Below are 24,681 nucleotides of genomic sequence, written 5' to 3'. Positions count from 1 at the left end.
CCGGTCGGTACAGCCCCGGGTGGATCCGGGTTCTGCTTGCGCAGCCGTGGGTCGGTCCACTGGTACGACTTGCACTCGTCTCCGCGTTTCTGATCGGCGGGATCAACAAGGCGATGCATTTCGACGAAGCGGTGGCCGAGCAGGCGCATTTCGGCCTGCAGCCGGCCGCGCTGTGGGCTGCGCTGGCGGTTGTGGTCGAGATCGGCGGTTCGCTCTGCGTGGTGTTTCGCCGCTTCACGTGGCTCGGCGCCGGCAGCCTCGGCATGCTGACGCTCGTCGCGATGGTCGTGGCGAACGATTTCTGGAACCACACGGGCGCGGCGCATTTCATGGCGCTCAACAGCTTCTTCGAGCACCTTGGGCTGATTGCCGCGCTGGTTCTCGTCACGATGCTCGGCGATGCCCGGCGCGCTGAAGGGGACGGTCGCGCCTGAATGCCGGCGCGGCATGACGCATCATGAAGGTCGTTCGATCATGGCGCCCGTTAGCGGCGCCATGACTTTCACTGAAGATCGCGCACGGTTTCGTCGTCGCTCGCCCCGGCGACCGGGGCGACGACGGCCCTGCTATTTCACCGGCGTGAGGACGGGGGCACCCGTGTTCTTGATCAGGAATACGACGAATTTTGCCGGCTTCGAGTTGCTGGCGTTTCGTCCGACCGTGTGCACGTCTTCCGGGCCTTCGTGGAACGTGTCGCCGGCATGGAGCGTGACCGTCTTGCCGCCGTTCAGGCCCATCACGATGCTGCCGTCGAGCACATAGACGAATGCGTGTGCGTCGTGGCGATGGACGGGGTCGACGCTGCCGGGCGGATAATCCACGACGATCATCTCGACTTCCTTGCCCGGATACTCGGGCAACGGTTCCGTCGTCAGTTGCGTGACCTTGGCTTGCGGTGCGGCGACGACCGGCTGAACGGGCATCAGCAGCGACAACGCAAGCGGTGCAAGTGCGAGCACGATGCGTTTCATGTCGTCACTCCAGGTTGGCCTTGTCGAGCCCGAACATCTTGTCGAACGAGCCGGGCACGATGCGGAACGCGACGTTCAGCCGGTTCCAGCAGTTGATCGCACCCACGAGGACGGTGAGATCCGACAGTTCCTTCTCGGAATAATGGGCGCGCACGCGTTCGTAGAGATCGTCCGGCACGCCATGCGACGAGAGATGCGTCAGCGCTTCGGTCCATTCGAGCGCGGCGCGCTCGCGCGGCGAGAACAGCGGCGACTCGCGCCAGATCGCGACGTGATGCACGCGCAGTTCGCGCTCGCCGTGGATCTTCGCCATCTTGATGTGCATGTCGACGCAGAACGCGCAGCCGTTGAGCTGCGACGCGCGAATCTCGACGAGCTCGCGGACCGGAACCTCGATCGTCGTCTTCTGAAGCAGCCCGTCGAGTTCGACGAGTTTCCTGGTCAGTTCCGGCGATTGCTGAAAATAATTGATACGTTGCGTCATGATCCGTTCTCCTGATTGGTGGAAGATGTACGAGTGGCCGTGTGCATGACGATGCATCGCACGACCTGCCTGGCAACCATCGTAATTGCGGGTCCCTCAGGCCGGTAGAACCGGGAACGTGCGCACTCTGTTGCCGCTTCGGCACCAATCACGCCGACACGGCGACGACATTGCAGATTCCCTGCCGCACCATCTTCGAATAGGGGCACAGGCGCTCCGTGTCGCGAACGAGTTGCTCCGCGACCTGCCGGTCCACGCCCGGCATGCGGATGGTGATGTTGGCCGTCAGCGCATAGCCGCCGTCGACCGGATCGCGACCAAACACCACTTCGACAGCGACGGTCGTTTCCCGGATGTCGATCCGATCGCGTTGCGCGAGCAGGCTCAGCGCGCCGTGAAAGCACGCGGCGTAGCTGGCCGCGAACAGTTGCTCGGGATTGGTCCCGTTACCGGGACCGCCGAACGCATCGGGCAGGCGCAGGTCGACGGTGAGACTTCCGTCGTCGGAGCGCGCGACGCCGGATGCGCGGCCATGTCCTGTCTCGCCGCCGGACACGGTGACGATCGTCGTATAGAGAGGCTGAAAATCGCGGCCCCGATACCGATCGAGGAGGGAAAGCGGAGGGGCCTGGAGCTTCTTGTCGTCCATGATGCGTGCTTGAATTCGGCGCGGCTTCGATTCCCGGCCGTTCATGTGTCGAAGTGTGTTGCCACGACGAAAGACGCTTTCATGCTAGCGGAGCGCCAATGACGGCGGTATGGCCGTCCCGGGCGATTCAATGTTGCCCTCCGGACACCAATCGGGACCGGGACACGACGCCGGACGGTTGCGATTCCGCGCCGCGCGTCAGCGGCCCAGGCACGCGCGCAGCGTTTGGGCGTGACGTTGCGCTTCGTCCGCGTCGGCGATGTTCGCGAACCCGATGATGAGGCCGCGTGGAGTTTGCTGCGTGTGGCTGTTCGTGTACCAGATCGACAGCGGCAGGACCGCGAGCCCGGCTTCGCGGGCGCGCGCGGCGACGGCGACGTCGTCGACCGGCCCGTCGGGCCCCGCCGCGAACCGCACCGCGAACTGGATGCCGCCAGGCGGCAGGTCGACGATCAGCCGCTCGCCGAACGTCTGCCGTAATGCGTGCACGATCAGCGTGCGGCGCTCGCCGTACAGCGTGCGCATGCGCTTCAGGTGCCGGGCGAAGTGGCCCTGTTCGATGAAATCGGCCAGGGCCGCCTGCAGGAGGGGCGGCGAGCCGGCGTTCATGCTGCAGGCAACGCGCTCGACGCGCTCCACCGCACGCTCCGGCACGACCGCGTATGCGAGCCGCAAGCCGGGATACATCGCCTTGCTGAAGGTACTGCAATAGATCACGTGATCGCGCCGGTCGAGACTCTTCAGCGCCTGAAGCGGCCGGCCAAGATAGCGGAACTCGCTGTCGTAGTCGTCCTCGATGATCCACCCGGACGTCTTTTCGGCCCAGTCCAGCAGAGCGATGCGGCGGGACAGCGTCAGCGTATGCCCGAGCGGGCTCTGATGCGACGGCGTCACGACCGCGAAGCGCGCGTGCGCGTCCAGCTGCAGGCCGCGTTCGACGTCGATTCCCTCGGCATCCACCGGCACCGGGACGAGTTGCACGCCCGTCTCGGACAGGAAACTGCGTGCGAGCAGATAGCCGGGGTCCTCGAACCAGACGCGGTCGTTCGGGCGCGCCAGGCTGCGCAGCACGAGTTCCAGCGTGGCGCGGTAGCCGCTGGTGATGAACACCTGTTCCGGCACGCAGGTGACGCCGCGCGACAGCCCCAGATAGGTGGCGATGTGTTCGCGCAGCGGCCGGTATCCGGCCGGATTCGGGTAGCCCAGCAGCGCGCGATCGCCGCTGCGCGCGCGCAGCGACACGAGGCGGTGCCAGACCTTGCGCGGAAAGGCGTCGAGGGCAGGGACCCCGGGTTGCAACGGGCGCGGCTCGCCGCTCAGCGCGACGGCGATCGGTTGCGCGCGCCGGGCAGTCGGGATGTCGCGCGACATGCCCGGCGCCTGAAGCATGCCGCCGATGTTCACGTGCGCTGCCGATTCGTCGTCACGCGCGGGCGTCGCCCGCGGCAGCGATTTCGGCAGGGACGGCGAGACGAACGTGCCTGCCGCGCCGCGCATTTGCAGATATCCCTCGTCGACCAGGATCGTGTAGGCCTGTTCGACGGTCCCGCGCGCCGTGTTCAATTGCGTCGCCAGACCGCGCAGCGCCGGTACGCGATCGCCCGGACGCAAGTGGCCCGCGGCGATCGCGGTTCTGAACCGCTCGCAGATCTGCAGATAGATCGGCAACTGATGCTGCCGGTCGATTTCGATGGTCAGCGTGGAGGGTTGCGTAGACATGACGGCCTCGTGGGTGACGGAACAGGCACGGCATGGACCAGTCCGATCGACGATTTTTGGCACTGCTGGATAGGACATGATTCTTCCACAATTGCTCCACGCGAGGCGACGGTCATCACCGCCTTTGCCGGATCCGGCACGCGTCCTGTCCCTCTCGCATTCACATGAAATCCATTCGTCAGGAGATTTTGCGATGAAGATCGTTGTCATCGGCGGTTCGGGCCTGATCGGCTCGCGCGTCGTCACGCTGCTCGAGGAAGCGGGTCATCAGGCGCTCGCCGCGTCGCCGCGCACCGGCGTCAATACCGTCACGGGCGAGGGCCTGACCGACGCATTGACGGACGCGGACGTCGTCGTGGACGTGGCGAACGCACCGTCGTGGGAACCGCAGGCGGTCCTGGACTTCTTCCGCACGTCGGCACGCAATCTCGGCAAGGCCGAAGTGGCCGCGGGCGTGCGCCATCACGTCGCGCTGTCGATCGTCGGCTGCGACCGGATGCCGGAGAACGGCTATTTCGCGGCCAAGGTCGCGCAGGAGCAGGCGATCGAAGCGGCGGGCGTGCCGTACACGATCGTGCGCGCGACGCAATTCATGGAATTCATCGGCGGCATCGCGGATGCCGGCACGGAAGACGGCACCGTGCGCATCGGCGACGGCCTGTTCCAGCCGATCGCCGCCGAAGACGTGTCGGCGCTCGTCGCGCAGGTCGCGCTCGCCGGGCCGCAGAACGGCACGATCGAGATCGCGGGCCCGGATCGTGCGCCGTTCGCGGAGATCGTCGCGCGCTACCTGAAGTCGGTCGGCGACACGCGCGCGGTGGTGATGGATCGCGACGCCCGCTACTACGGCGGCCGCGTCGAGGAAACCTCGCTGGTGCCGCTCGGGGCCGCGCGGCTCGGCCGCATCGGTCTCGACCAGTGGCTGGCAAGACGCTGATTCACGTTCGCACGCATGCGATACGCCGGCACATGCCGGCGACGAGTCGATCCGTTTGAGCAGCACGTCTGGGGGCAGCGGAAATGAATCATTCGGAACCATCGGAACACGGCGCGCGGCGCGACCTGGCCAGTCGCGCCGATGCATTGTCGGCGAGCTTCGGTGCGAGCTATGCAGGCATCCTTGCATTCGTTGCCGTGGCGAACGAGGGGAGTTTCACCAAGGCCGCGGAACTGCTCGGCGTCGGGCGGCCGGCCGTGAGCCGGAACGTCCAGAAGCTGGAGGCGCAGCTGAGCACGCGGCTGTTCCAGCGGACCACGCGCACGACCGAGCTGACCTGCGAGGGCCGGCGCTTCTTCGAGAACTGCCATCAGGGCGTGGCGCAGATCGTCGAAGCCATGAACGACATGCTGGAATTGCGACAGGGGCCGCCGCGCGGCCTCATCCGCATCAGCTCGGCAGTGGGATTCGGCAGGAAAATCGTGGCGCCGCTGCTGGAGAAGTTCGCGCACGCGTATCCGGACATCGTCATCGATCTGCTGCTCGACGATCGGCCCGTCGATCTGGTGTCCGAACGGATCGACGTGTCGTTCCGAAACGGACGCATCGAGGACTCCAGCATCATCGCCCGGCAACTGATTCCGATGCAGATGGCGCTGTGCGCGGCGCCGTCGTATGTGGCGAGGCACGGTCTTCCGCAGAGCGTCGAGGACCTCGGCCGGCACGAGTGCATCAATTTCCGGTTTGCGAGCGGACGCCTGTTCGAATGGGAATTCAACGTGGACGGCCGCGTGCAGAAGTACCTGCCGACGTCGCGTCTCACGTTCAACGACGCGGATCTGGTGTTGCGTTCGGTGCTGAACGGATCGGGCATCGCACAGATGGCGGCCTACCAGATCCGCGACCATCTCGCGTCGAACCAACTCGTCGTCGCACTGGCGAAGCATGCGCCGGAGGATCGCGGCCACTACATCTGCTATCTGAGCCGGCAACACCTTCCGACGCGCATCCGGATCTTCGTCGACTTCATGACCGAGCAGATTCGCGCGCTCGATCTGAACTGCATGACGCGGTTCAATCCGGAGGTGCCGGTGTTGGCGTCGGCGGATTTGGCCGCTTGACGAATCCGGGAACGAAGACACCGGAGGCCTGCGGCCGGGGCCGGGGATCCTCGCGGTGCGAGAGGTGCTGCCGGCTACTGCCCGTGTCAGTGCGATTCGGCGAGGCGCGGATCGATATACGCGTCGACGTCCTGCGACTGTTTGTACACGGCATTCCGCACGTTGAACGCATTCGCGTTGCGGGTCGATCCGTAGATCGAGTCGAGTCCGTCGCCCTTGCGGAACGCTTGCTTCGCGGCCGCCGCGTCGAGCAGGTGGGTGCCTTTCAGCAGCGGGAGATATTGCGCGGGCGTGAGGCCCACACGCGCCGACATGATCTTCACCGCATCGGCCTGCGTCTTCGGATCGTTGATGTACGCGACGCAGCGATACCAGACCTTGACCACCTTCGCCCAGTCGGCCCGACGCGCGGCGAGGCTCGCCGGCGCGACCGTGATCGCGTCGTAGATCAGCCCCGGCGCATCCGCCGACGTGAAGATCGCCCGCGCGCCGGGCGCGCGTTTCAACGCCTCGCCCGCGTTCGGCTGCCATGCGGCCACCGCGGCGATGTCGTTCGACGAACCGAGCACCTGCGGCAGTTCGTTCGTCTTCGCATTCACGAGCGTGACGTCGCCGTCCTTGAGCCCGTGCTTCTGCAGCGCGGTTTCGAGCAGCAGGTGATCGACCAGGCCGAGCTCGACGCCGACCTTCTTGCCTTTCAGGCCTTCGACGGTGCGCAGCGGCGGCTTCGCGACGATCATGTCGTTGCCGGCCGAATAGTCGGTCAGCAGGATCATGACGTTCTTCGCGCCGGCCGCGCCGGTGACGAGCGCATCGCCGTTGGTCGCCGCGACCGCGTCGAGCTTGCCGGCGGAAAACGCGTCGAGCGATGCCGAATAATCGAACCATTCGAAGTCGACGTCGACACCGGCTTCCTTGAACCAGCCCTTGTCGAGCGCGACCTGGAACGCGACCCAGCCCGGCCAGTCGCTGTAGCCGATTTTCAGCGGCGCCGCCGCGTGCACGGCGGGCGCCGTCAACAGCGCGGCGGCCGTGACGGCGGCGCTCAACGCGTGACGGATGGAACGGAAGGAACGAAAGGAACGGCGGGACGGCAGGCGGCGGAACGCCAGGGCGGGACGGGTCATCGTAGTTCTCCAGGAGACCGGGATCGGGATCGTCGATTCGGACCGTGCCTGTGCGCGGTCCGGCCGCGTGGCCGGTTCCTGCGGATGCGGAACGAGAAGCGGCCACGGAGAGGCGCGACGGCCGTTGCCATCGCCAATCTCCCGGGCTTTTGTCCCGCCGTGTAGCGCGCGTGCATCCGGTCTCGCGATCGGACGCACCCGCGCCGGGTTGCTCTCGGACCAGACGTTCGATGAACCGGAACCCTAGCACCCCTAAGATGCGACGCCGCCGCACCTCTCGGCGTCATGCCGAGCGAGAAGCGTGCCAATCACGCGCGGCAACGCGATTCAACGGCGACGAACGGTGCGCTGAAGTTCGATGAAGCGGGCGGAGAACAGCGCGCTCAATGCGCGCCGGAGCAGGTCGAGCTTGTTCATGACGAGTGGGGTATCGAGTGACGATGCATCCATTCAGCAATGCCCGTGCCATCGCGGATCGCGCGGTGCACGCGTGCGCGACGCGCACTGCGCCGGTGCGCGATCGCGTGCGCATGGTGCGTCGCACGCCCGCCGCGAGGGCAAGCGGTCGCCGCCGATTCGTGCATGCCGTGCGTCATCGAGCCGTCGCGCCATGTCGTGCGGTCTGTGCGGTCGTTGCACGGCGGCTGGCACGCAACTCGCTTTATCGACACCCGAGAGGTGCGAAGCAATTTGCATCATCTTCAGGATCGCTAGGGTTCCGGTCGTGCGGCGTTCGCGCCGCGCGATGACTGGTCCGAGAGCAATCCGGTCTTGCCTTCGCCTCGATTCGAGGAAACGGCGAGGCTCCACGGAGGGATAAAAGCCCGGGAGGTCGCGATGTCGTTCGGTCGCCCTCTCACGCCTTTTGTCCAACCGACCACGGAGCGGCCATGTCGCCGAGCCCCCAAGCCGTCCCCGTCCTTGTTCCACCGCCGCACGTCGCGTGGGAAACGTTGATCCCCGCAGGAACCCACTGGTCCGGCATCCTGCGCCGCGGCCTCGCGCTGCGCATCGTCGATGTCGACGGCGGCGCGAACCTGTCCGCCGTCTTTCATCGCCAGGAAGATCCGCTCGAACGCTACAACATGGCCGACACGCTGAAGGCGCAGCACACCGCGCACCTCACGCACGGCCATGCGCTGTATACGGACATGGGGCGCGTGATCGCGTCGATCACGGCCGACACGCTCGGCTGGCACGACCCGCTCGGCGGCGTCGGCGATGCGCGGTTGTTCGCGCACAAGTACGGCACGACCTCGTACCAGGCCGATCGCAACGCGATGATCCGCAACGGCCGCGACAGCCTCGTGCTCGAGCTCGCGAAATACGGCCTGTCGGCGCGCGATCTCGCCGCGAACGTCAACTTCTTCAGCCGGCTCGACACGCGCGACGACGGCACGCTCGATTTCGTCGCCGGCCATTCGCCGGCCGGCAGCGCGGTCGATCTGCGCTTCGAGATGAACACGCTCGCGGCGTTCTCGACCGCGCCGCATCCGCTCGATCCGCGTGCGGACTATGCGCCGAAGCCCGTAAAGCTGATCGCATACCGCGCGTATCCGGCGGACGGCGCCGCGCCCGAGGACGACCCGTGCCGCCGCGCCTGCGCGGAGAACCTGCGCGGCTTCGCCAACACCGACCGCCTGTTCGCGTAAGGAGCCCGTCATGCCGATCATCGAAAGCCGTCTCGACCCGCGCGACGCGATTCACGACACCACGCTGAAGGCGGGCGAACCGTGGCTGCACGACCTGAAACGCGGACAGGTGTTCCGCATCCTCGACCTGGAAGGCAACCAGGCGGTCGACACGTTGTTCTACCGGTCCGACGACATCGAGGAGCGCTACAGCGCGCAGGACACGATTCGCGCGCAGCGCAACCTGTACCTGAGCGCGGGCAGCGTGCTGCTGTCCAGCCGGGGCAACCCGATGGTGACGATCGTCGCCGACACCTGCGGCCGCCACGACACGCTCGGCGGCGCATGCGCGGCCGAAAGCAACACCGTGCGCTATGCGCTCGACAAGCGTTACATGCACAACTGCCGCGACAGCTTCCTCAACGCGATCGCGCACTGCACGTGCGGCGCGGGCACGCGGCTCGGCAAGCGCGACCTCGTCGGCAACGTCAACTTCTTCATGAACGTGCCCGTCACGCCGCTTGGCGGGCTCACGTTCGAGGACGGCATTTCCGCGCCCGGCAAGTACGTCGAGATGCGCGCGGAGATGGACGTCACCGTGCTGATCTCGAACTGCCCGCAACTCAACAACCCGTGCAACGGCTACAACCCGACGCCCGTGCGCCTCACGATCTGGGAGGCTGAATGAACTACGCCCACGCTCACGATCGTTCGCGGGAGGCAACATGAGATTCGCCAAGGTCCTCGTCGCGAACCGCGGCGAAATCGCGTGCCGCGTGATCCGCACGCTCAAGCGGCTCGGCATCGCGTCGGTCGCGATTTATTCGGACACCGATCGAGACGCGCGTCACGTGGCGCTCGCCGACGAAGCGGTGCGTGTCGGGCCCGCGCCGGCGGCCGACAGCTACCTGAACGTCGCGGCGATCCTCGCCGCCGCGCGCGCGACCGGCGCGCAGGCCGTGCATCCCGGCTACGGTTTCCTGTCCGAACATGCCGGCTTCGCCGATGCATGCGAGGCGGCGGGCCTGCGCTTCATCGGGCCGAGCGGCGATCACATGCGCGCGTTCGGCCTGAAGCACACCGCACGCGCGCTCGCCGCCGCGCACGGCGTCGCGCTGCTGCCCGGCACGGGGCTGCTCGACGGCGTGGCGACGGCGCTCGCCGAAGCCGACGCAATCGGGTATCCCGTGATGCTGAAAAGCACCGCCGGCGGCGGCGGGATCGGCATTTCGCTCTGCCGCGATGCCGCGCAGCTCGAGGCGGCCTTCGAATCCGTCGTGCGGCTCGGCAACGCGAACTTCGCGCATGCGGGCGTCTATCTCGAGAAGTTCGTCGAACACGCGCGGCACATCGAAGTGCAGATCTTCGGCGACGGCCGGGGCGGCGCGATCGCGCTCGGCGAACGCGATTGCTCCGTGCAGCGCCGCAACCAGAAAGTGATCGAGGAAACGCCCGCACCGGACCTGACCGGCGCCGAGCGCGACGCGCTGCACGCGAGCGCGGTGCGGCTCGCCCGCGCGGTCGGCTACGCGTCGGCCGGCACCGTCGAATTCGTGTTCGACGCGAACGCGCGGCAGTTCTATTTCCTCGAGGTGAATACGCGGCTGCAGGTCGAACATTGCGTGACCGAAGCGGTGACGGGCGTCGATCTCGTGGAGTGGATGATCCTGCAGGCCGAAGGCGATCTGCCGCCGCTCGACACGCTGGCCGTCGCGCCGCGCGGCGCGAGCATCCAGGTGCGGCTCTATGCGGAGGATCCGCACAAGCAGTTCCAGCCGAGCGCGGGGTTGCTCACGCACGTCGCGTTTCCGGACGACGTGCGTGTCGATGGCTGGATCGACGCGGGCACCGAAATCAGCGCGCATTACGATCCGCTGCTCGCGAAGCTGATCGTGCGCGGCGATACGCGGCGCGACGCGCTGGCCGCATTGCAGGCCGCGCTCGCGCGTACCGAGCTGTACGGAATCGAGACCAATCTCGACTACCTGCGCGCCGTCGTCGGCTCGGACACGTTCGCGCGCGGCGCGCCGACGACGGCATTCCTGTCGCGCTTCGCGTTCGCGCCGCACACGATCGACGTGCTCGACGGCGGCGTGCAGACCACCGTGCAGCAGGCGCCCGGGCGCGTCGGCTACTGGAGCGTCGGCGTGCCGCCGTCCGGGCCGATGGACGATCGCGCGTTCGATCTCGCGAACGCGCTGCTCGGCAACGCGCGCGACGCGGCGGGGCTCGAATTCACGATGGTCGGCGCGACGCTGCGCTTCAACACGGCGACGCTGTTCGTGCTCGGCGGCGCGCCGCTCGCGGCCACGCTCGACGGCGAGCCCGCGCCGTTCTGGCAAGTGCTGCACGCGCGGCCCGGTGCGGTGCTGAAGCTCGGCGGCGTGACCGGCGCGGGCGTGCGCGCCTGCCTCGCGGTGAAGGGCGGGCTGCAGGTGCCCGACTATCTCGGCAGCAAGGCGACCTTCACGCTCGGCCAGTTCGGCGGCCACGCGGGGCGCGCGCTGCGCAAGGGCGACGTGCTGCATCTGCACGCGGACGCGGGGCGCGGCGACGCGGGCGCGACGCTGGCCGCGGCCGACGTTCCCGCGCTGACGCATGCGTGGACGCTCGGCGTGCTCGACGGGCCGCACGGCGCGCCGGATTTCTTCACGCCCGACGACATCGCGATGCTCTACGGCACGCAGTGGACGGTCCATTACAACTCCAGCCGCACCGGCGTGCGGCTGATCGGCCCGAAGCCGCAATGGGCACGCGTGGACGGCGGCGAGGCCGGCCTGCATCCGTCGAACATCCACGACAACGCGTATGCGATCGGTGCGGTCGATTTCACCGGCGACATGCCGGTGATTCTTGGCCCGGACGGGCCGAGCCTCGGCGGCTTCGTGTGCCCGGTGACGGTCGTGCGTGACGAGTTGTGGAAGCTCGGGCAGTTGCGCCCGGGCGACACCGTGCAGTTCGTTCGCGCCCGCGTGTCGCCCGCGCCCGCGGTCGCCGCGATCGCGCCTGTGGCACCCGCGGGCGCGCCGGACGATTGCGTGCTGCATCGCGACCCGTCGGCCGGCGGCGGCCTCGGCGTGGTGTACCGGCGCTCGGGCGATCGCAACGTGCTGGTCGAATATGGGCCGCTCGTGCTCGACCTCAACCTGCGTTTTCGCGTACACGCGCTGATGTGCTGGCTCGACGCGCACCGCCTGCCCGGCATGCTCGACCTGACGCCGGGAATTCGCTCGCTGCAGGTGCAGTTCGACGCGCGGACGCTGTCGCTCGCCACGCTGCTCGCGCATCTGCAGGCCGCCGAGCGCGAACTGCCGGACGTGGCCGACATGCGCGTGCCGAACCGCATCGTGCATCTGCCGCTGTCGTGGGACGACCCGTCGACGCGCGTCGCGATCGAGCGCTACATGCAGTCGGTGCGGCCCGATGCGCCGTGGTGCCCGAGCAATATCGAGTTCATCCGGCGCATCAACGGCCTGGCGAGCATCGACGACGTCCGGCGCATCGTGTTCGACGCGCGCTATCTGGTGATGGGGCTCGGCGACGTCTACCTCGGTGCGCCGGTCGCGACGCCGATCGATCCGCGGCATCGGCTGGTGACCACGAAATACAACCCCGCGCGCACCTGGACGCCGGAGAACGCGGTCGGCATCGGCGGCGCGTATCTGTGCGTGTACGGGATGGAAGGGCCGGGCGGCTACCAGTTCGTCGGCCGGACCGTGCAGATGTGGAACCGCCACCGCACCACGCGCGAATTCGAGGCCGGCAAGCCCTGGCTGCTGCGCTTCTTCGACGAGATCCGCTTTTACGAAGTCAGCGAGGCGGAGCTGACCGCGCTGCGCGCGGATTTCATCGCGGGCCGCGCGTCGCTGAGGATCGAGGAATCCGTGTTCGATCTGGGCGCATACAACCGCTTCCTGCGCGACGAGGCGGATTCGATCGCGACGTTCAAGGCCGCGCAGCAAACCGCGTTCGAAGCCGAGCGTGAGCGATGGCGGGCGGCCGGGCACGCGGAATACGTCGGCGACGCGGAGCAGGGCGACGCGCAGGCGGCGCGGGCAACTGGCGTGCTCGACGACACGCAGCGGGCGATCGCCGCGGACGTGTCGGGCAGCGTCTGGAAGGTGCTGGTCGAGGCCGGCGAGCGCGTGACCGAAGGGCAGGTCGTCGCGATCGTCGAGTCGATGAAGATGGAGGTGGCGGTGACGGCAACGGAAGACGGCACGATCGAGACGATCGATTGCGCGCCGGGCGCGGCGGTGGTGGCCGGCCAGCGGCTGATGGTGATGAAGGCGGGCGCCGCCGAGGAGGTCGCATGAGCACGACGGAACGTTCCATGCTGCCCGGGCTGCGCTCGATTGCCGCGCTGCGCGCGCGTTACGCAGCGGGCGACCTGACGCCGCATGCGCTTGTCGACGCGATCGCTGCGCATTTCGATGCCGGCGATCCGCATCATGCGTGGATCCGTCCGCTGACGCGCGCGGAGATGACGCGGTATGCCGACGCGCTCGCCGGGCGCGACGTCGCGTCGTTGCCGCTTTACGGCGTGCCGTTCGCGATCAAGGACAACATCGACCTCGCCGGCATACCGACGACGGCGGCCTGCCCGGCTTATGCATACACGCCGGCGCGCAGCGCGCCCGTCGTCGAGCGGTTGATCGCGGCCGGTGCGATTCCGATCGGCAAGACCAATCTCGACCAGTTCGCGACCGGGCTGTCGGGGCAGCGCTCGCCTTACGGCGCGTGCCGCAACGCGCTCGATCCGCGCTATGCGTCGGGCGGATCGAGTTCCGGGTCGGCGGTGGCGGTCGCGCTCGGCGTCGCGACGTTCTCGCTCGGCACCGACACGGCCGGCTCCGGGCGCGTGCCGGCCGCGTTCCATGGCCTCGTCGGGCTCAAGCCGACTCGCGGCGTGGTGAGCACGCTCGGCGTCGTGCCGGCCTGCCGGTCGCTCGATTGCGTGTCGGTGTTCGCGCATTCGCCGGCCGATGCGCGGGCGGTGTTCGACGCCGCGCATGGCGTGACCGAAGGCGATCCTTACGGGCGCGCATGGCAGCCGCCGGCGGGCGCGGGCGGACCGCGCGCGCAATCGGGGCGGCCGCTCGCGCAGGTGCGCTTCGGCGCGCCGCGTGCCGATCAGCTCGAATTCTTCGGCGACGAATCGTACCGCGCCGCATGGGGCGCGACGCTCGAACGCCTGCGCGCGACCGGCGCGGCAGTCGTCGAGATCGATTTCGGCCCGTTCCTGGCGGCCGCGCGGTTGCTGTACGAAGGCCCGTGGGTTGCCGAGCGGCTGGCCGCGATCGGCGCATTCGCCGCGCGGGAACCCGATGCGCTGCATCCGGTGATTCGCGAAATCGTCGGCGGCGCGTCGCGCTTCAGCGCGGCCGACGCGTTCGCGGCATTCGACCGGCTCGCGACGCTGCGCGTCCAGGCGGCGCGCGCATGGGACGGCCTCGACGCGATCGTGATGCCGACCTCGGCGACGACCGCGACCGTCGACGCGCTCGAAGCCGATCCGATCGGCGTCAACTCGCGCTTCGGCTACTACACGAATTTCGTCAACCTGCTCGACCTGTCGGCGATCGCCGTGCCGGCCGGCACGTGCGACAGCGGACGTCACGCGGGGTTGCCGTTCGGGATCACGTTCGTCGGTCGTGCGCACGACGATGCGCGGCTGCTCGATCTCGCCCAGGCGTGGGCCGACGGCGCGGTCGCTGCCGATGATGGCGGGCCGCTCGCACTGGCGGCCTCCGCGCCCGATGTGTCGTCCGCTGTCGTGCGCGTGGCCGTCGTCGGCGCGCATCTGCGCGGCGAGCCGTTGAACGGGCAGCTCACGCAGCGGGGCGCGCGGTTCGTCGCCGCGACGACGACGGCCGCCGCCTATCGCCTCTACGCGCTGTCCGCGGCGGCCAGCGGCGGCGTCGCCAAGCCGGGCCTCGTGCGCGTGCCGGACGGCGGCGCGCCGATCGCGGTCGAGATCTGGGAGATGCCCGTCGACGCGTACGGCAGCTTCGTCGCCGGGATTGCGGCGCCGCTCGGCATCGGCACGCTGACGCTCGCGGACGGCTCGCAGGTGCAGGGCTTCCTGTGCGAAAGCGCGGCGCTCGACGATGCGCAGGACATCACGCGCTTCGGCGGCTGGCGCGCTTACCGCGCCCAGGCCGCCAGCGGCGCATTGCAATGAACGCCCGGTCGCGCGTTGCTCCTGCATTCGCGCGACCGGCACCTGAAACGATACGGAGATTCCCATGTCAACGACCCGCAACACGACCGGTTGGCTCGCCGTGCGCCGCGAGCTGACGGCGCGCGGCAAATGGACGCTCGGCCTGGCGTCCTTCCTGCTGCTGTTCGCCGTCTGGTGCCTGATCAGCTATGTGCCGTTCGTCTGGCATCCGCAAATGCGCATCACGAATCCGGGAAGTGTCGACTATTTCCAGACCGGCATGCAGATCGACCGCGACGTGTTCGACGACGAGCTCGCGCATGCGCGTGCGACGCACGCGGCCGTGCCCGAGGGCGTGCGCGCGAACCCGGTGTACCTGCCTGCGCCGCACCAGGTGCTGCGCGCGTTCTACACGGCGTTCACGACGCCGCCCGCGTCGCGCGATGGCGTGTGGCTGCACGAAAGCCTGTGGCACAGCATCCGGATCATCTTCTGGGGCTTCGTGATCTCGTCCGCGATCGGCGTGCCGCTCGGCATCGTCTGCGGCACCTTCAGCGCGCTCGCGCGGCTGCAGGAGCCGTTCCTGGAGTTCTTCCGCTACCTGCCGGCGCCGGCGTTCGGCGCGCTGATGGTTGCGATCCTCGGCATTTACGACGCGCCGAAGGTCGCGATCATCGTGATCGGCACGCTGTTCCAGCAGGTGCTGATCATCGCGAACACGACGCGCAAGCTCGAATACGGGCTGTTCGAAGCGGCGATGACGCTCGGCACGAAGAAGCTTCAGCTGCTCACGCACGTCGTGATTCCGGGCGTGCTGCCGGACCTGTATCGCGACCAGCGGATCCTGCTCGGCTGGGCGTGGACTTACCTGATCGTCGCCGAACTCGTCGGCACGAGTTCGGGCATCACCTGGTACATCAGCCAGCAGGCGCGCTACCAGCACTTCGACAACGTATATGCGGCAATCCTGATGATCGGGATCATCGGCCTCGGCACCGACATCGCGCTCGGACTGCTCGGCCGCAAGCTGTTTCCGTGGGATCGCACGCTGAAGGCGTGACGCCCGTTGACGCGCATCCATCGACCGATTTCCGTAGAGGGCATCATGCAGAATCCGCAAGCCGTTCCCGATTACCTGATTCAATCCGACGCGGTGCGTGAGCGCTTCGCGCGGCTCAAGGCCCGCGACGTGATTCTCGACGTGCGGCATGTCGGCAAGCGTTTCGCGACGCCGCAGGGCGAGTGCGTCGCGCTCGACGACATCAGTTTCCGTACCCACCGGCGCGAGTTCGTGTGCGTGATCGGCCCGTCCGGCTGCGGCAAGTCGACGCTGATTCGCATCCTGGCGGGGCTCGACACGCAGACGAGCGGCGAGGTGTTGCTGGACGGCAAGCCCGTGCAGGGGCCGGGCGCCGATCGCGGGATGGTGTTCCAGGGCTATACGCTGTTTCCGTGGCTCACCGTGAAGAAGAACGTGATGTTCGGCCTCCGAATGAACGGCAGCAGCGGCAGCGAAGCCGAGCGCGAGGCGCTGCAATGGCTCGATCTGGTCGGGCTGACGCGTTTCGCCGACGTGTATCCGCATCAGTTGTCGGGCGGCATGAAGCAGCGCGTGGCGATCGCCCGCGCGCTCGCGAACCGCCCGCGCATCCTGCTGATGGACGAGCCGTTCGGCGCGCTCGACGCGCAGACGCGTGCGCGGATGCAGACACACCTGCTCGACATCTGGCGCAATATCGACGTGACGATCCTGTTCATCACGCACGATCTCGACGAGGCGATTTTCCTCGCGGACCGGATTCTCGTGCTGAAGGCGAACCCGGGCGGCGTGCAGGAACTGATCGAGGTGCCGGTGGCGCGGCCGCGGGATTATTCGCAGGTCAATACGCCCGAATTCGTCGCGACGAAGGCGCGGCTCGAAGCGCTGATCCATCCGAAGGAGGAGGCGGCGGACGACGAAGGCGTGAAGCCGCACATGATCCGGATGACGGACGTTTCGGACAATGTCGAGTAGCGGGAGAGCCGGGCATGCATATGTGCCCGTGACGATGTATGGATCGATCGAGTGCAAACTTGTCGGGTCAGCGGTCTCGGTTCGGATTTTCCATTAATCGAGCCGGGTGGCGTGCGGGGTGAAATAATGCCGTTAAAAGTGCGTTTAAATAATGTCGGGATTATGGGCTGGTTGCGTGAGTCTTTTTGTTTCGATTTGGTGTGAGGTATAAGGGTTAATTCACATAATCACGCATCGAGGCCATGGATTCGTGTCGGAGGCGGTGGTATTAATAAAAAATGCTAATAAAACGGTCGAACATTTCACGTTCCCGCGCATCCTTGATGGGCGTGCCCCTGGTGCGTTGATTTATCCTTGATGAGAATGATGCGAAATGCAGGGTCAATCATTGGTATTGTTTTGATGAGCCAGGAATTTTATAAAAAATAATCGAGAACTGTCAGCGTTTACAGGTTCATTGGATTAACTGCACGGTGTAAATTTAAATCGCGGGACAACTTGAGGTTTCAAGGTTTCATGACAAATCGTCACTCGATCGGTGATTGAATGTCGTCTGAAACAGTCCGCGCACCGGCCGCCCCATTTACCTGAACGGGAGTTCCTATGTCACGCGTTACCGATGTGCTCGTCTCGATCGATACCGAAACGATTCTCCAAAAATATCCGAATCCCAGCCGGGATCCGAAAAACCCGACGCTGATCGACTGGAAGCACGTGTACATGGTCACGAACCAGGACAACGTCGTCTCCGGGCAGGCGGGCGGCGAACTCGACCTGAGAGCCCAGGTCGGCGACCTGATCCGTTGGCGCGAAACGAGCCTGTCCCTGGGCTTCGAGAAGCAGGTGGTCTTCTACGGCTTCATTGCCAACCAGGGCAAGGACCTGATTTCGACGCCGACGCCGCGCAAGGCCACCGCGTCGGTCCCGATTCCGAATCCGAGCTCGCCGTCGACGCCGACCTGCCAGAAGGTGGACAACTACTACTGGTCGTCAGAAACGCTGTCGGAAGGCCGCGTCACCTATCACTTCTACTTCCAGATCATCGACCGCAACTGCCAGTCGCTGGGTTGCTATCAGTGGGATCCGTTCATCTCGATCCACAACTGATCTCGGCAGGCGGGCGGCCGCGTGGCGGTCGCCCGCGTCATATTCCCGTTCCGGAGGACGTGCCATGTCTGGTCTTCGTTGCGATGTGCTTGCGATCGTCGATGCCGTCACGCTGCTGTCGACCTATCCCGATGCGAGCCGGAACGCCGATGCGCCGACGGTGATCGACGGCAGGCACATCTACGTGGTGAGCCCCGGCGACACCGGGACGCTCGGCCGCAACGACAGCCGGCTCTTTGCCGGCCTGTCGCCGGGCGACCAGCTCCGCCTGCGCGAAACGGCGCTGGCGCTGCGTGCCGAAGCGAGCGTGCTATTCATCCGGTTCGCGTTGAAGGACGCGGACATCGTCGCGCCGATCGAACCGGAGGTGCGCGACGCCGCGACGCCGGTGCCGTCCGACGACGACCTGCTCCATCCGCAGTGCCGGCCGATGCCGGATCACTACTGGCGCAGCGACGTGCTGGCCGCGGGCGCCACCACGTGCACGGCCGATTTCGCCGTGCTGGATCGCGATGGTGCCGTGTCCGGTTATTTCCGCTGGGAGACGTCGATCGAGATCGACGAGGGCGGGGCGGATTCGTAGCAGTCCGATTTAAGGCCGTCGCGGGGCCACGACGGTAACGTCAACCTGGCGCCCGATACCGACGTCCCGGCGATCTTCCGCACGAATGCCGCGTTCAAACAGGACACCGAACCGTTTGGCGCGCGGGCCGCATGCGTTTCATGGACGGCCCGCCCGAATCAGTTTCGCTCCTGTTCCAGCCAGCGTCGCTGCGATGCATAAAGATGCGTGCGCATGGCCGCCTGGGCCATCAGCACCTCGCCGTTTTCCAGCGCGTGAAGAATGGACTCGTGTTCGTCGAACGCCTTTGCCCATGTCTGCCTGTTTTCGGTGCGCGCGCTGACGCGCGACGAGATCGGACTGTGGCGTCCGTCGAACAGCTCGCCCACCAGCCTGACCAGCACCGAATTGCCGGTCATCGCTGCAATCGCGACGTGGAATTCGCGATCGTGCGCGAGCGGGGAACGGCCTTCCGCGATGGCGGACCGCATCGCCTCGACCGCGCGGCGCACGGGCGCCAGCCGTTCGGGCGTCGCATGTGCGCATGCGAGTTCGACGACGCTGCCTTCCAGCGCGGCGCGGGCGCTCATCAGTTCGATCGGATTTTCGCCCAGCGGTGTCGCCGCGGCATTCGACGCCTTCGCGGGAGGGCACACGAACACGCCGGAGCCCATCCGGACTTCGACGATGCCTTCGATCTCCAGCGCAATGAGCGCCTCGCGAACCGACGGGCGTGATACGCCCAACTGCTGAGCCAGATCCCGCTCGGGCGGCAGGCGTTCTCCGTCGGCGAACCGCCCCTCTTCGATGAGCGAACGAATCTGGTCGGCGATGCGCTGATACAGGCGGCGCGTATCCACCTGTTTGAACTGGTCCAGCAATGCTCCCCCTTGCCGCGTCGCGCGGTTGTCCGATCCGAAGCGATCAGTCTACTGCACTTTGAATGGCCTGACCAATTGGCGTGGCGTCAAGGGCCTCGTCTGATGTCGCAGTGCGCTGAGTTGGCAAATTGGCCTTACCGCGCATCCGGTCAGTCGGCATGTCGGGCGATTTCGCTTTATGCCCAATAGCAGAAAGGAAAGGGAGAAATATTTGAACCGTGCGGCATGCGCTTGTCGTCGTGCCTTTTAGGGGTCTTCCTGAATATCTCTGAAATTGGCTTGACCAATTGATGTCAGACCAATAGCCTGTGTCTGGTCAGGCCAATTCGGTGGGGGCACGCGCCGCACCGTCCTGTTTCATCCATTACCGAGATACCGATGAGAACCGTCATTTGTGAAGAACCCGGTCGTCTGGTTGTTGCCGAGCGCCCGGTGCCGGCCGCAGGCCCCGACGATGTCCTGATCCGCGTGAAGCGGGTCGGTGTATGCGGCACCGACATGCATATCTTCACCGGCAACCAGCCGTACCTCGCCTATCCGAGGGTGATGGGGCACGAGCTGGCCGGCGTCGTCGAGACCGCACCGGCGGGCGCGCGCGTTAAGGCCGGCGACCAGGTCTACGTGATGCCGTATCTGTCGTGCGGGACGTGCGTCGCGTGCCGCGCGGGCAAGACCAATTGCTGCACCCGGATCGAGGTGCTGGGCGTGCACGCCGACGGCGGCATGGTCGAATACCTCGCCGTGCCGCAGGCCTTCGTATTCGCGGCCGACGGCGTCACGCTCGACCAGGCCGCGATGATCGAATTCCTCGCGATCGGCGCGCACGCGGTCGCGCGTGCCGAGGTCCGGTCCGGGCAACGCGTGCTGGTCGTCGGCGCGGGCCCGATCGGCATGGCCGCGCTGATCTTCGCTACGCTGCGCGGCGCGCGGGTCTGCGTGCTCGACGGCCGCGCGGACCGGCTGGCGGTCTGCGCGACGGCGCTGGGCGCGCACGCCACCGTGCCGCTCGACACGAGCGGAGCCGACGCCGAGCGCCTCGCGGCGCTGACCGACGGCGAATTCTTCGATGTCGTGTTCGACGCCACCGGCAATCTCGCGGCGATGGAGCGCGGCCTGGACTTCGTCGCGCACGGCGGCAAGTACGTGCTGATCTCGCTCGTGAAGGGCCGCATTTCGTTCTCCGATCCGGAATTCCACAAGCGCGAGACGACGCTGCTCGCGAGCCGCAACGCGACGCCGGCCGATTTCGAAACGGTGCTCGACGCGATGCGTGCGGGGCGGGTGCCGACCGATGCGCTGAAGACGCACGCGCTGACGCTCGCGGACCTGCCCGACCGGTTCGCGGAACTCCTCGAACCGGACGCGGGCGTGATCAAGGCGCTCGTCGAATGCTGAACGCGGAGCGCGAACCGATGGGCAATCCGATCCTGCAGTTCGGCACCAGCCGCTTTCTCCAGGCGCACGTCGACCTGTTCGTGTCGGAAGCGCTGGCCGCCGGCCGCGCGCTCGGCGCGATCACCGTGGTGCAGACGACGTCGAGCGCGGAAAGCCGCGCGCGCATCGATGCGTTGCGCGCGAGCGGGCGCTACCCGGTGCGGATTCGCGGCCGGCGGCACGGCGAGACGATCGATCGCGAGGTCGAGTGCACGGCGATCACGGAGGCGCTGCATGCGGCGGACGACTGGGCACGGTTGCGAGAGCGTGTGGCATGCGAGGTCCGGGCCATCGTGTCCAACACGGGCGACAGCGGTTATGCGCTGTTCGACGACGACGGGGCCGAGCTTCTGGCCGGCCGCCGCGCGCCGCGCGGTTTCGCGGCGAAGCTCGCGGTGCTGCTGCACGAGCGCTTCCGCGCGGGCGGGGCGCCCGTCACGCTGCTGCCGTGCGAACTCGTCGCGCGCAATGGCGACACGCTGCGCGACCTGGTCGTCGCCGTCGCGCGGGGCTGGCGCGCGGACGCGGCTTTCGTCGATTACCTGATCGGCGGCTGCGTGTGGGTCAACTCGCTCGTCGACCGGATCGTGTCGGAGCCGATTCACCCGGTCGGCGCGATCGCCGAACCGTATGCGTTGTGGGCGGTGCGGCGCACGGCGGGGATGACGCTGCCGTGCGAGCACCCGGACATCGTCGTGACCGACGATCTCGAACGTTACGAGCGCCTGAAGCTGCTGCTGCTCAATCTCGGGCACACGGTGCTCGCGGAGCAATGGCGCACGCGCGGCGGCGCGCCTGACATGACGGTGGGCGCGGCGATGGACGATCCCGCGTACCGCACGCCGCTCGAGGCGGTGTGGAGCGATGAGGTGATGCCGGTGTTCGATGCGCTCGGCGAGCGCGACGCGGCGCTGGCCTACCTCGATGAGGTGCGCGACCGCTTCCTGAACCCGTTCCTCGCGCACCGGCTGGCCGATATCGCGGGCAATCACGACGTGAAGAAGACACGGCGCCTGCGCCCGGTGGTCGACCTGGCGCGCGCGCTGAAGTTGCCGGTCGCGCAGCCGTACCTGATCGCGGCGCTCGGGTGAGTGGGCGTGCGGGCCGGCGTCCAACGAAGTGAAATCGAATGAAATGGAATGGAGACACGCAACGATGACGACACGCATTATCGATGTGCAGGTACGTGACATTCGCTTTCCGACGTCCAGGAGCATGGACGGCTCGGATGCAATGAACGGCAACTCCGACTATTCGGCGACCTACGTGACGCTCGTCACCGATGCCGGCGACGGTCTTCGCGGGCACGGACTGACGTTTACGATCGGCCGCGGCAACGAGCTGTGCGTCGAGGCGGCGCACGCGCTCGCGAAGCTGTTCGTGATCGGGCGGTCGCTCGACGAGATCACGGCGGATTTCGGCGCGTACTGGCACGAGATGGTCGCGGGCGACTGCCAGTTGCGCTGGGTCGGCCCGGAGAAGGGCGTGGTGCATCTCGCAACGGCGGCGCTGATCAACGCGATCTGGGATCTCTGGGCGAAGACGGCGCGCAAGCCGGTCTGGAAATTCCTGGTCGACATGCCGCCCGAGCAACTCGTGAACTGCATCGACTTCACGTACATCGACGACGTGCTGACGCGCGACGAAGCCGTCGCGATGCTGCGCCGGGCCGCACCGGGCAAGGCGCAGCGCGAGCGGGAGATGCGCGAGCACGGCTTTCCCGGATACACGACCGCGGCCGGCTGGCTGGGTTATTCCGAGGAGAAGATGCGCGCGCTCGCACGCGCCGCGGTGGCGGACGGATGGACCCACCTGAAGCAGAAGGTCGGCGCGGATCTCGAACAGGACGTGCGGCGTGCACGCATCCTGCGCGAAGAACTCGGCTGGGAGCGCAAGCTGATGATGGACGCGAACCAGAACTGGGGCGTCGACGAGGCGATCGCGAACATGCGGGTGCTCGCGCGGTTCGATCCGTGGTGGATCGAGGAGCCCACCAGCCCGGACGATATTCTCGGTCATGCGGCGATCCGGCAGCGGATCGGGCCGATCGGTGTCGCGACCGGCGAGCATGCGCACAACCGCGTGATGTTCAAGCAGTTCTTCCAGGCCGGCGCGCTCGATTTCTGCCAGCTCGATCCCGCGCGGCTCGGCGGGCTCAACGAAGTGCTCGCCGTCGTGCTGATGGCCGCGAAGTTCGGTGTGCCTGTGTGCCCGCACGGCGGCGGTGTCGGCCTGTGCCAGTACTCGCAGAACATCGTGATGTTCGACTACATCGCGGTGTCGGGCTCGCTGGAGCGGCGCGTGCTCGAATACGTCGACCATCTTCACGAACATTTCGAAGCGCCGATCGTGATTCGCCGCGGGCGCTACATGCCACAGGAGGCGCCGGGTTACGGCGTCACGATGAAGCCGGCGTCGCTCGATGCATTCGCGTACCCGGACGGGCCCGAATGGCGAGCGTAATCGAACACGCATCACGACAAGAACCAAACCGGAGACAACGATGAATCACGATCCGCAGCAATCGCAGCACCTTGCCACGGCGGTCAGGAAGGCCGCCATCCGGCTCCTGCCGTTCCTCACGCTGATGTACGCGCTGGCCTTCATCGATCGCGCGAACGTCGGCTTCGCGAAGCTCGCCTATCAGGCCGACACGGGCCTGAGCGATGCGGCATTCGCATTCGGCGCCGGCATTTTCTTCGTCGGTTATGCATTGTTCGAAGTGCCGAGCAACCTGATCATGAATCGCATCGGTGCGCGCGTGTGGATGAGCCGGATCATGGTGACGTGGGGGCTCGTCTCGGCGTCGATGATGTTCGCGCATACGCCGACGCAGTTCTATGCGATCCGCTTCCTGCTCGGCGCGGCGGAGGCCGGGTTCTTTCCCGGCATCATCCTGTACCTGACCTACTGGTTTCCCGCGAAGGGGCGCGCCCGCGCGCTCGGATTGTTCTATTTCGGCGTGCCCATCGCGATGCTGATCGGAAATCCGCTGTCGGGCTTCCTGCTGCAGATGCATGACATGTTCGGCCTGCGGAACTGGCAATGGATGTATCTGGTCGAGGGGCTGATGGCGACCGTGGTCGGCGTGATCGCGTTCTTCTACCTGACGAGCCGGCCGAAAGACGCGCGCTGGCTGACCGACGACGAGAAGCGCGCATTGTGCGACACGCTCGACGCGGAAGAGCGCGCGAAATCGCGGCACCTGTCCACGACGGTGTTCGGCGTGCTGAAGGACCGTCGCGTGCTGACCTTCATTGCCGCGTACTTCTGCATCCAGATCGGCAATGCGCCGCTCGCGTTCTACCTGCCGTCGAAATTCGCCGCGACGATGGGCACCCAGATCGATGGAAAGATCGGATTGCTGCTGATGATTCCGTGGCTGTGCACGATTGCGACGATGATCGTCGCGACGCGTTTCGCGGATCGCCACGACAACCATCTGCAGGTCGCGACCGGCATGCTGACGGTCGGGATTCTCGCGTTCGCATCGATATCCGTGATCAACACGCCGGTGCTGGCGCTGCTCGCCTTCTGCATCGCGATCCCGGGGTTGGTCGCGTGCCAGCCGGTGTTCTGGTGCCTGCCGACGCGTTATCTCGGCGGGACGGGCGCCGCGAGCGGCATTGCGTTCATCGTATCGATCGGCAATCTCGGCGGCTTCGTGTCGCCGCAGATCAAGGCGTTCGCGGATGCGGCGTCGCACGATTCGCGCACGGGCTTCGTGGTGGTGGCCGCGTTGTGTTTCGTCAGCGTGCTGCTGCTGCGCTCGCTGCGCGGCATGGGCCACGCGGGCGCGGAAAGCGCGCCGGGCGGCGCGCGGGCCGGCTCGCACCGCTGAAGTATTCGCCGGCGCGCCGCAAGGCGGCTTGCCGGCGCCG

The 24,681-nt window shown here is 66.9% G+C and carries 21 protein-coding genes and 2 riboswitches; of the genes, 15 read left to right on the top strand and 6 right to left on the bottom strand.

Features of this window, described 5'->3' with window-relative positions:
• The coding region (locus ACV22V_RS11590; protein WP_448013900.1) for a DoxX family protein at positions 1–434 on the top strand (434 nt) is incomplete at its 5' end.
• 132 nt (positions 435–566) lie between these two features.
• Here the strand turns inward: ACV22V_RS11590 and ACV22V_RS11585 are convergent.
• From ACV22V_RS11585 to pdxR, 4 genes are all read right to left on the bottom strand, one after another.
• Positions 567–971, bottom strand: coding sequence for a cupin domain-containing protein (locus ACV22V_RS11585; protein ID WP_059525748.1), 405 nt, complete (start codon positions 969–971; stop codon positions 567–569).
• A gap of 4 nt (positions 972–975) precedes the next feature.
• A complete protein-coding gene (locus ACV22V_RS11580) occupies positions 976–1,455 on the bottom strand; it encodes a carboxymuconolactone decarboxylase family protein (protein WP_059692405.1) in 480 nt (159 codons plus the stop codon).
• Between the two features lie 148 nt (positions 1,456–1,603).
• Entirely contained in the window at positions 1,604–2,104 is a 501-nt protein-coding gene (locus ACV22V_RS11575; RefSeq protein WP_448013899.1) for an Ohr family peroxiredoxin, read from the bottom strand.
• A gap of 198 nt (positions 2,105–2,302) precedes the next feature.
• A complete protein-coding gene (pdxR, locus tag ACV22V_RS11570; protein WP_448013924.1) occupies positions 2,303–3,823 on the bottom strand; it encodes a MocR-like pyridoxine biosynthesis transcription factor PdxR in 1,521 nt (506 codons plus the stop codon).
• 193 nt (positions 3,824–4,016) lie between these two features.
• Between pdxR and ACV22V_RS11565 the strand changes: the two genes are divergently transcribed.
• Together ACV22V_RS11565 and ACV22V_RS11560 are read left to right on the top strand one after the other, a co-directional pair.
• Positions 4,017–4,760, top strand: coding sequence for an SDR family oxidoreductase (locus tag ACV22V_RS11565; RefSeq protein WP_448013898.1), 744 nt, complete (start codon positions 4,017–4,019; stop codon positions 4,758–4,760).
• A gap of 83 nt (positions 4,761–4,843) precedes the next feature.
• Positions 4,844–5,881, top strand: a complete 1,038-nt coding sequence (locus ACV22V_RS11560) for a LysR family transcriptional regulator (protein WP_448013896.1) — start codon at positions 4,844–4,846, stop codon at positions 5,879–5,881.
• Between the two features lie 86 nt (positions 5,882–5,967).
• Here the strand turns inward: ACV22V_RS11560 and ACV22V_RS11555 are convergent, their stop codons facing one another.
• The gene (locus ACV22V_RS11555; protein ID WP_059525758.1) at positions 5,968–7,008 is read right to left on the bottom strand and encodes an ABC transporter substrate-binding protein; all 1,041 of its coding nucleotides are present in this window, start codon (positions 7,006–7,008) and stop codon (positions 5,968–5,970) included.
• Between the two features lie 136 nt (positions 7,009–7,144).
• A riboswitch (guanidine-I (ykkC/yxkD leader) is annotated at positions 7,145–7,266 on the bottom strand.
• Positions 7,267–7,707: 441 nt separating this feature from the next.
• A riboswitch (guanidine-I (ykkC/yxkD leader) is annotated at positions 7,708–7,841 on the top strand.
• Between the two features lie 57 nt (positions 7,842–7,898).
• Between ACV22V_RS11555 and ACV22V_RS11550 the strand changes: the two genes are divergently transcribed.
• From ACV22V_RS11550 to ACV22V_RS11515, 8 genes are all read left to right on the top strand, one after another.
• On the top strand, positions 7,899–8,660 hold the full coding sequence (locus ACV22V_RS11550) for an urea amidolyase associated protein UAAP1 (protein WP_448013895.1): 762 nt from the start codon (positions 7,899–7,901) through the stop codon (positions 8,658–8,660).
• 10 nt (positions 8,661–8,670) lie between these two features.
• On the top strand, positions 8,671–9,327 hold the full coding sequence (locus ACV22V_RS11545) for an urea amidolyase associated protein UAAP2 (protein WP_059525762.1): 657 nt from the start codon (positions 8,671–8,673) through the stop codon (positions 9,325–9,327).
• Between the two features lie 37 nt (positions 9,328–9,364).
• A complete protein-coding gene (gene uca, locus ACV22V_RS11540) occupies positions 9,365–12,955 on the top strand; it encodes an urea carboxylase (RefSeq protein ID WP_448013893.1) in 3,591 nt (1,196 codons plus the stop codon).
• Entirely contained in the window at positions 12,952–14,823 is a 1,872-nt protein-coding gene (gene atzF, locus ACV22V_RS11535; RefSeq protein ID WP_448013892.1) for an allophanate hydrolase, read from the top strand. The genes uca and atzF overlap by 4 nt, the downstream gene beginning before the upstream one ends.
• 64 nt (positions 14,824–14,887) lie before the next feature.
• Positions 14,888–15,862, top strand: coding sequence for an ABC transporter permease (locus ACV22V_RS11530; RefSeq protein WP_448013890.1), 975 nt, complete (start codon positions 14,888–14,890; stop codon positions 15,860–15,862).
• A 45-nt stretch (positions 15,863–15,907) separates the two neighbouring features.
• Positions 15,908–16,816, top strand: a complete 909-nt coding sequence (locus ACV22V_RS11525) for an ABC transporter ATP-binding protein (RefSeq protein ID WP_448013889.1) — start codon at positions 15,908–15,910, stop codon at positions 16,814–16,816.
• Positions 16,817–17,419: 603 nt separating this feature from the next.
• Positions 17,420–17,923 (top strand): inclusion body family protein, encoded by a 504-nt coding sequence (locus ACV22V_RS11520; protein ID WP_059525772.1) that lies wholly within the window; start codon positions 17,420–17,422, stop codon positions 17,921–17,923.
• A gap of 64 nt (positions 17,924–17,987) precedes the next feature.
• On the top strand, positions 17,988–18,506 hold the full coding sequence (locus ACV22V_RS11515; RefSeq protein ID WP_448013888.1) for an AidA/PixA family protein: 519 nt from the start codon (positions 17,988–17,990) through the stop codon (positions 18,504–18,506).
• Positions 18,507–18,664: 158 nt separating this feature from the next.
• On the opposite strand, the gene ACV22V_RS11510 is transcribed toward ACV22V_RS11515, so the two are convergent.
• Entirely contained in the window at positions 18,665–19,366 is a 702-nt protein-coding gene (locus ACV22V_RS11510) for a FadR/GntR family transcriptional regulator (protein ID WP_448013886.1), read from the bottom strand.
• Between the two features lie 378 nt (positions 19,367–19,744).
• On the opposite strand from ACV22V_RS11510, the gene ACV22V_RS11505 reads away from it, so the two are divergent.
• The 4 genes from ACV22V_RS11505 to ACV22V_RS11490 all read left to right on the top strand — a co-directional run bounded on the left by ACV22V_RS11505 (position 19,745) and on the right by ACV22V_RS11490 (position 24,641).
• Positions 19,745–20,761 carry a zinc-binding alcohol dehydrogenase family protein gene (locus ACV22V_RS11505; protein ID WP_059692419.1) on the top strand — a complete coding sequence of 339 codons (1,017 nt, stop codon included), beginning with the start codon at positions 19,745–19,747 and terminating at the stop codon, positions 20,759–20,761.
• A gap of 17 nt (positions 20,762–20,778) precedes the next feature.
• A complete protein-coding gene (locus ACV22V_RS11500) occupies positions 20,779–21,891 on the top strand; it encodes a mannitol dehydrogenase family protein (RefSeq protein ID WP_448013884.1) in 1,113 nt (370 codons plus the stop codon).
• Positions 21,892–21,955: 64 nt separating this feature from the next.
• A complete protein-coding gene (locus ACV22V_RS11495) occupies positions 21,956–23,263 on the top strand; it encodes an enolase C-terminal domain-like protein (RefSeq protein WP_448013883.1) in 1,308 nt (435 codons plus the stop codon).
• A 40-nt stretch (positions 23,264–23,303) separates the two neighbouring features.
• The gene (locus ACV22V_RS11490; RefSeq protein WP_448013881.1) at positions 23,304–24,641 is read left to right on the top strand and encodes an MFS transporter; all 1,338 of its coding nucleotides are present in this window, start codon (positions 23,304–23,306) and stop codon (positions 24,639–24,641) included.
• The last annotated feature ends 40 nt before the right edge of the window (positions 24,642–24,681 follow it).

This window comes from Burkholderia sp. AW33-5, from assembly GCF_053427615.1.
This window is presented reverse-complemented; position numbering and strand designations above follow the sequence as displayed.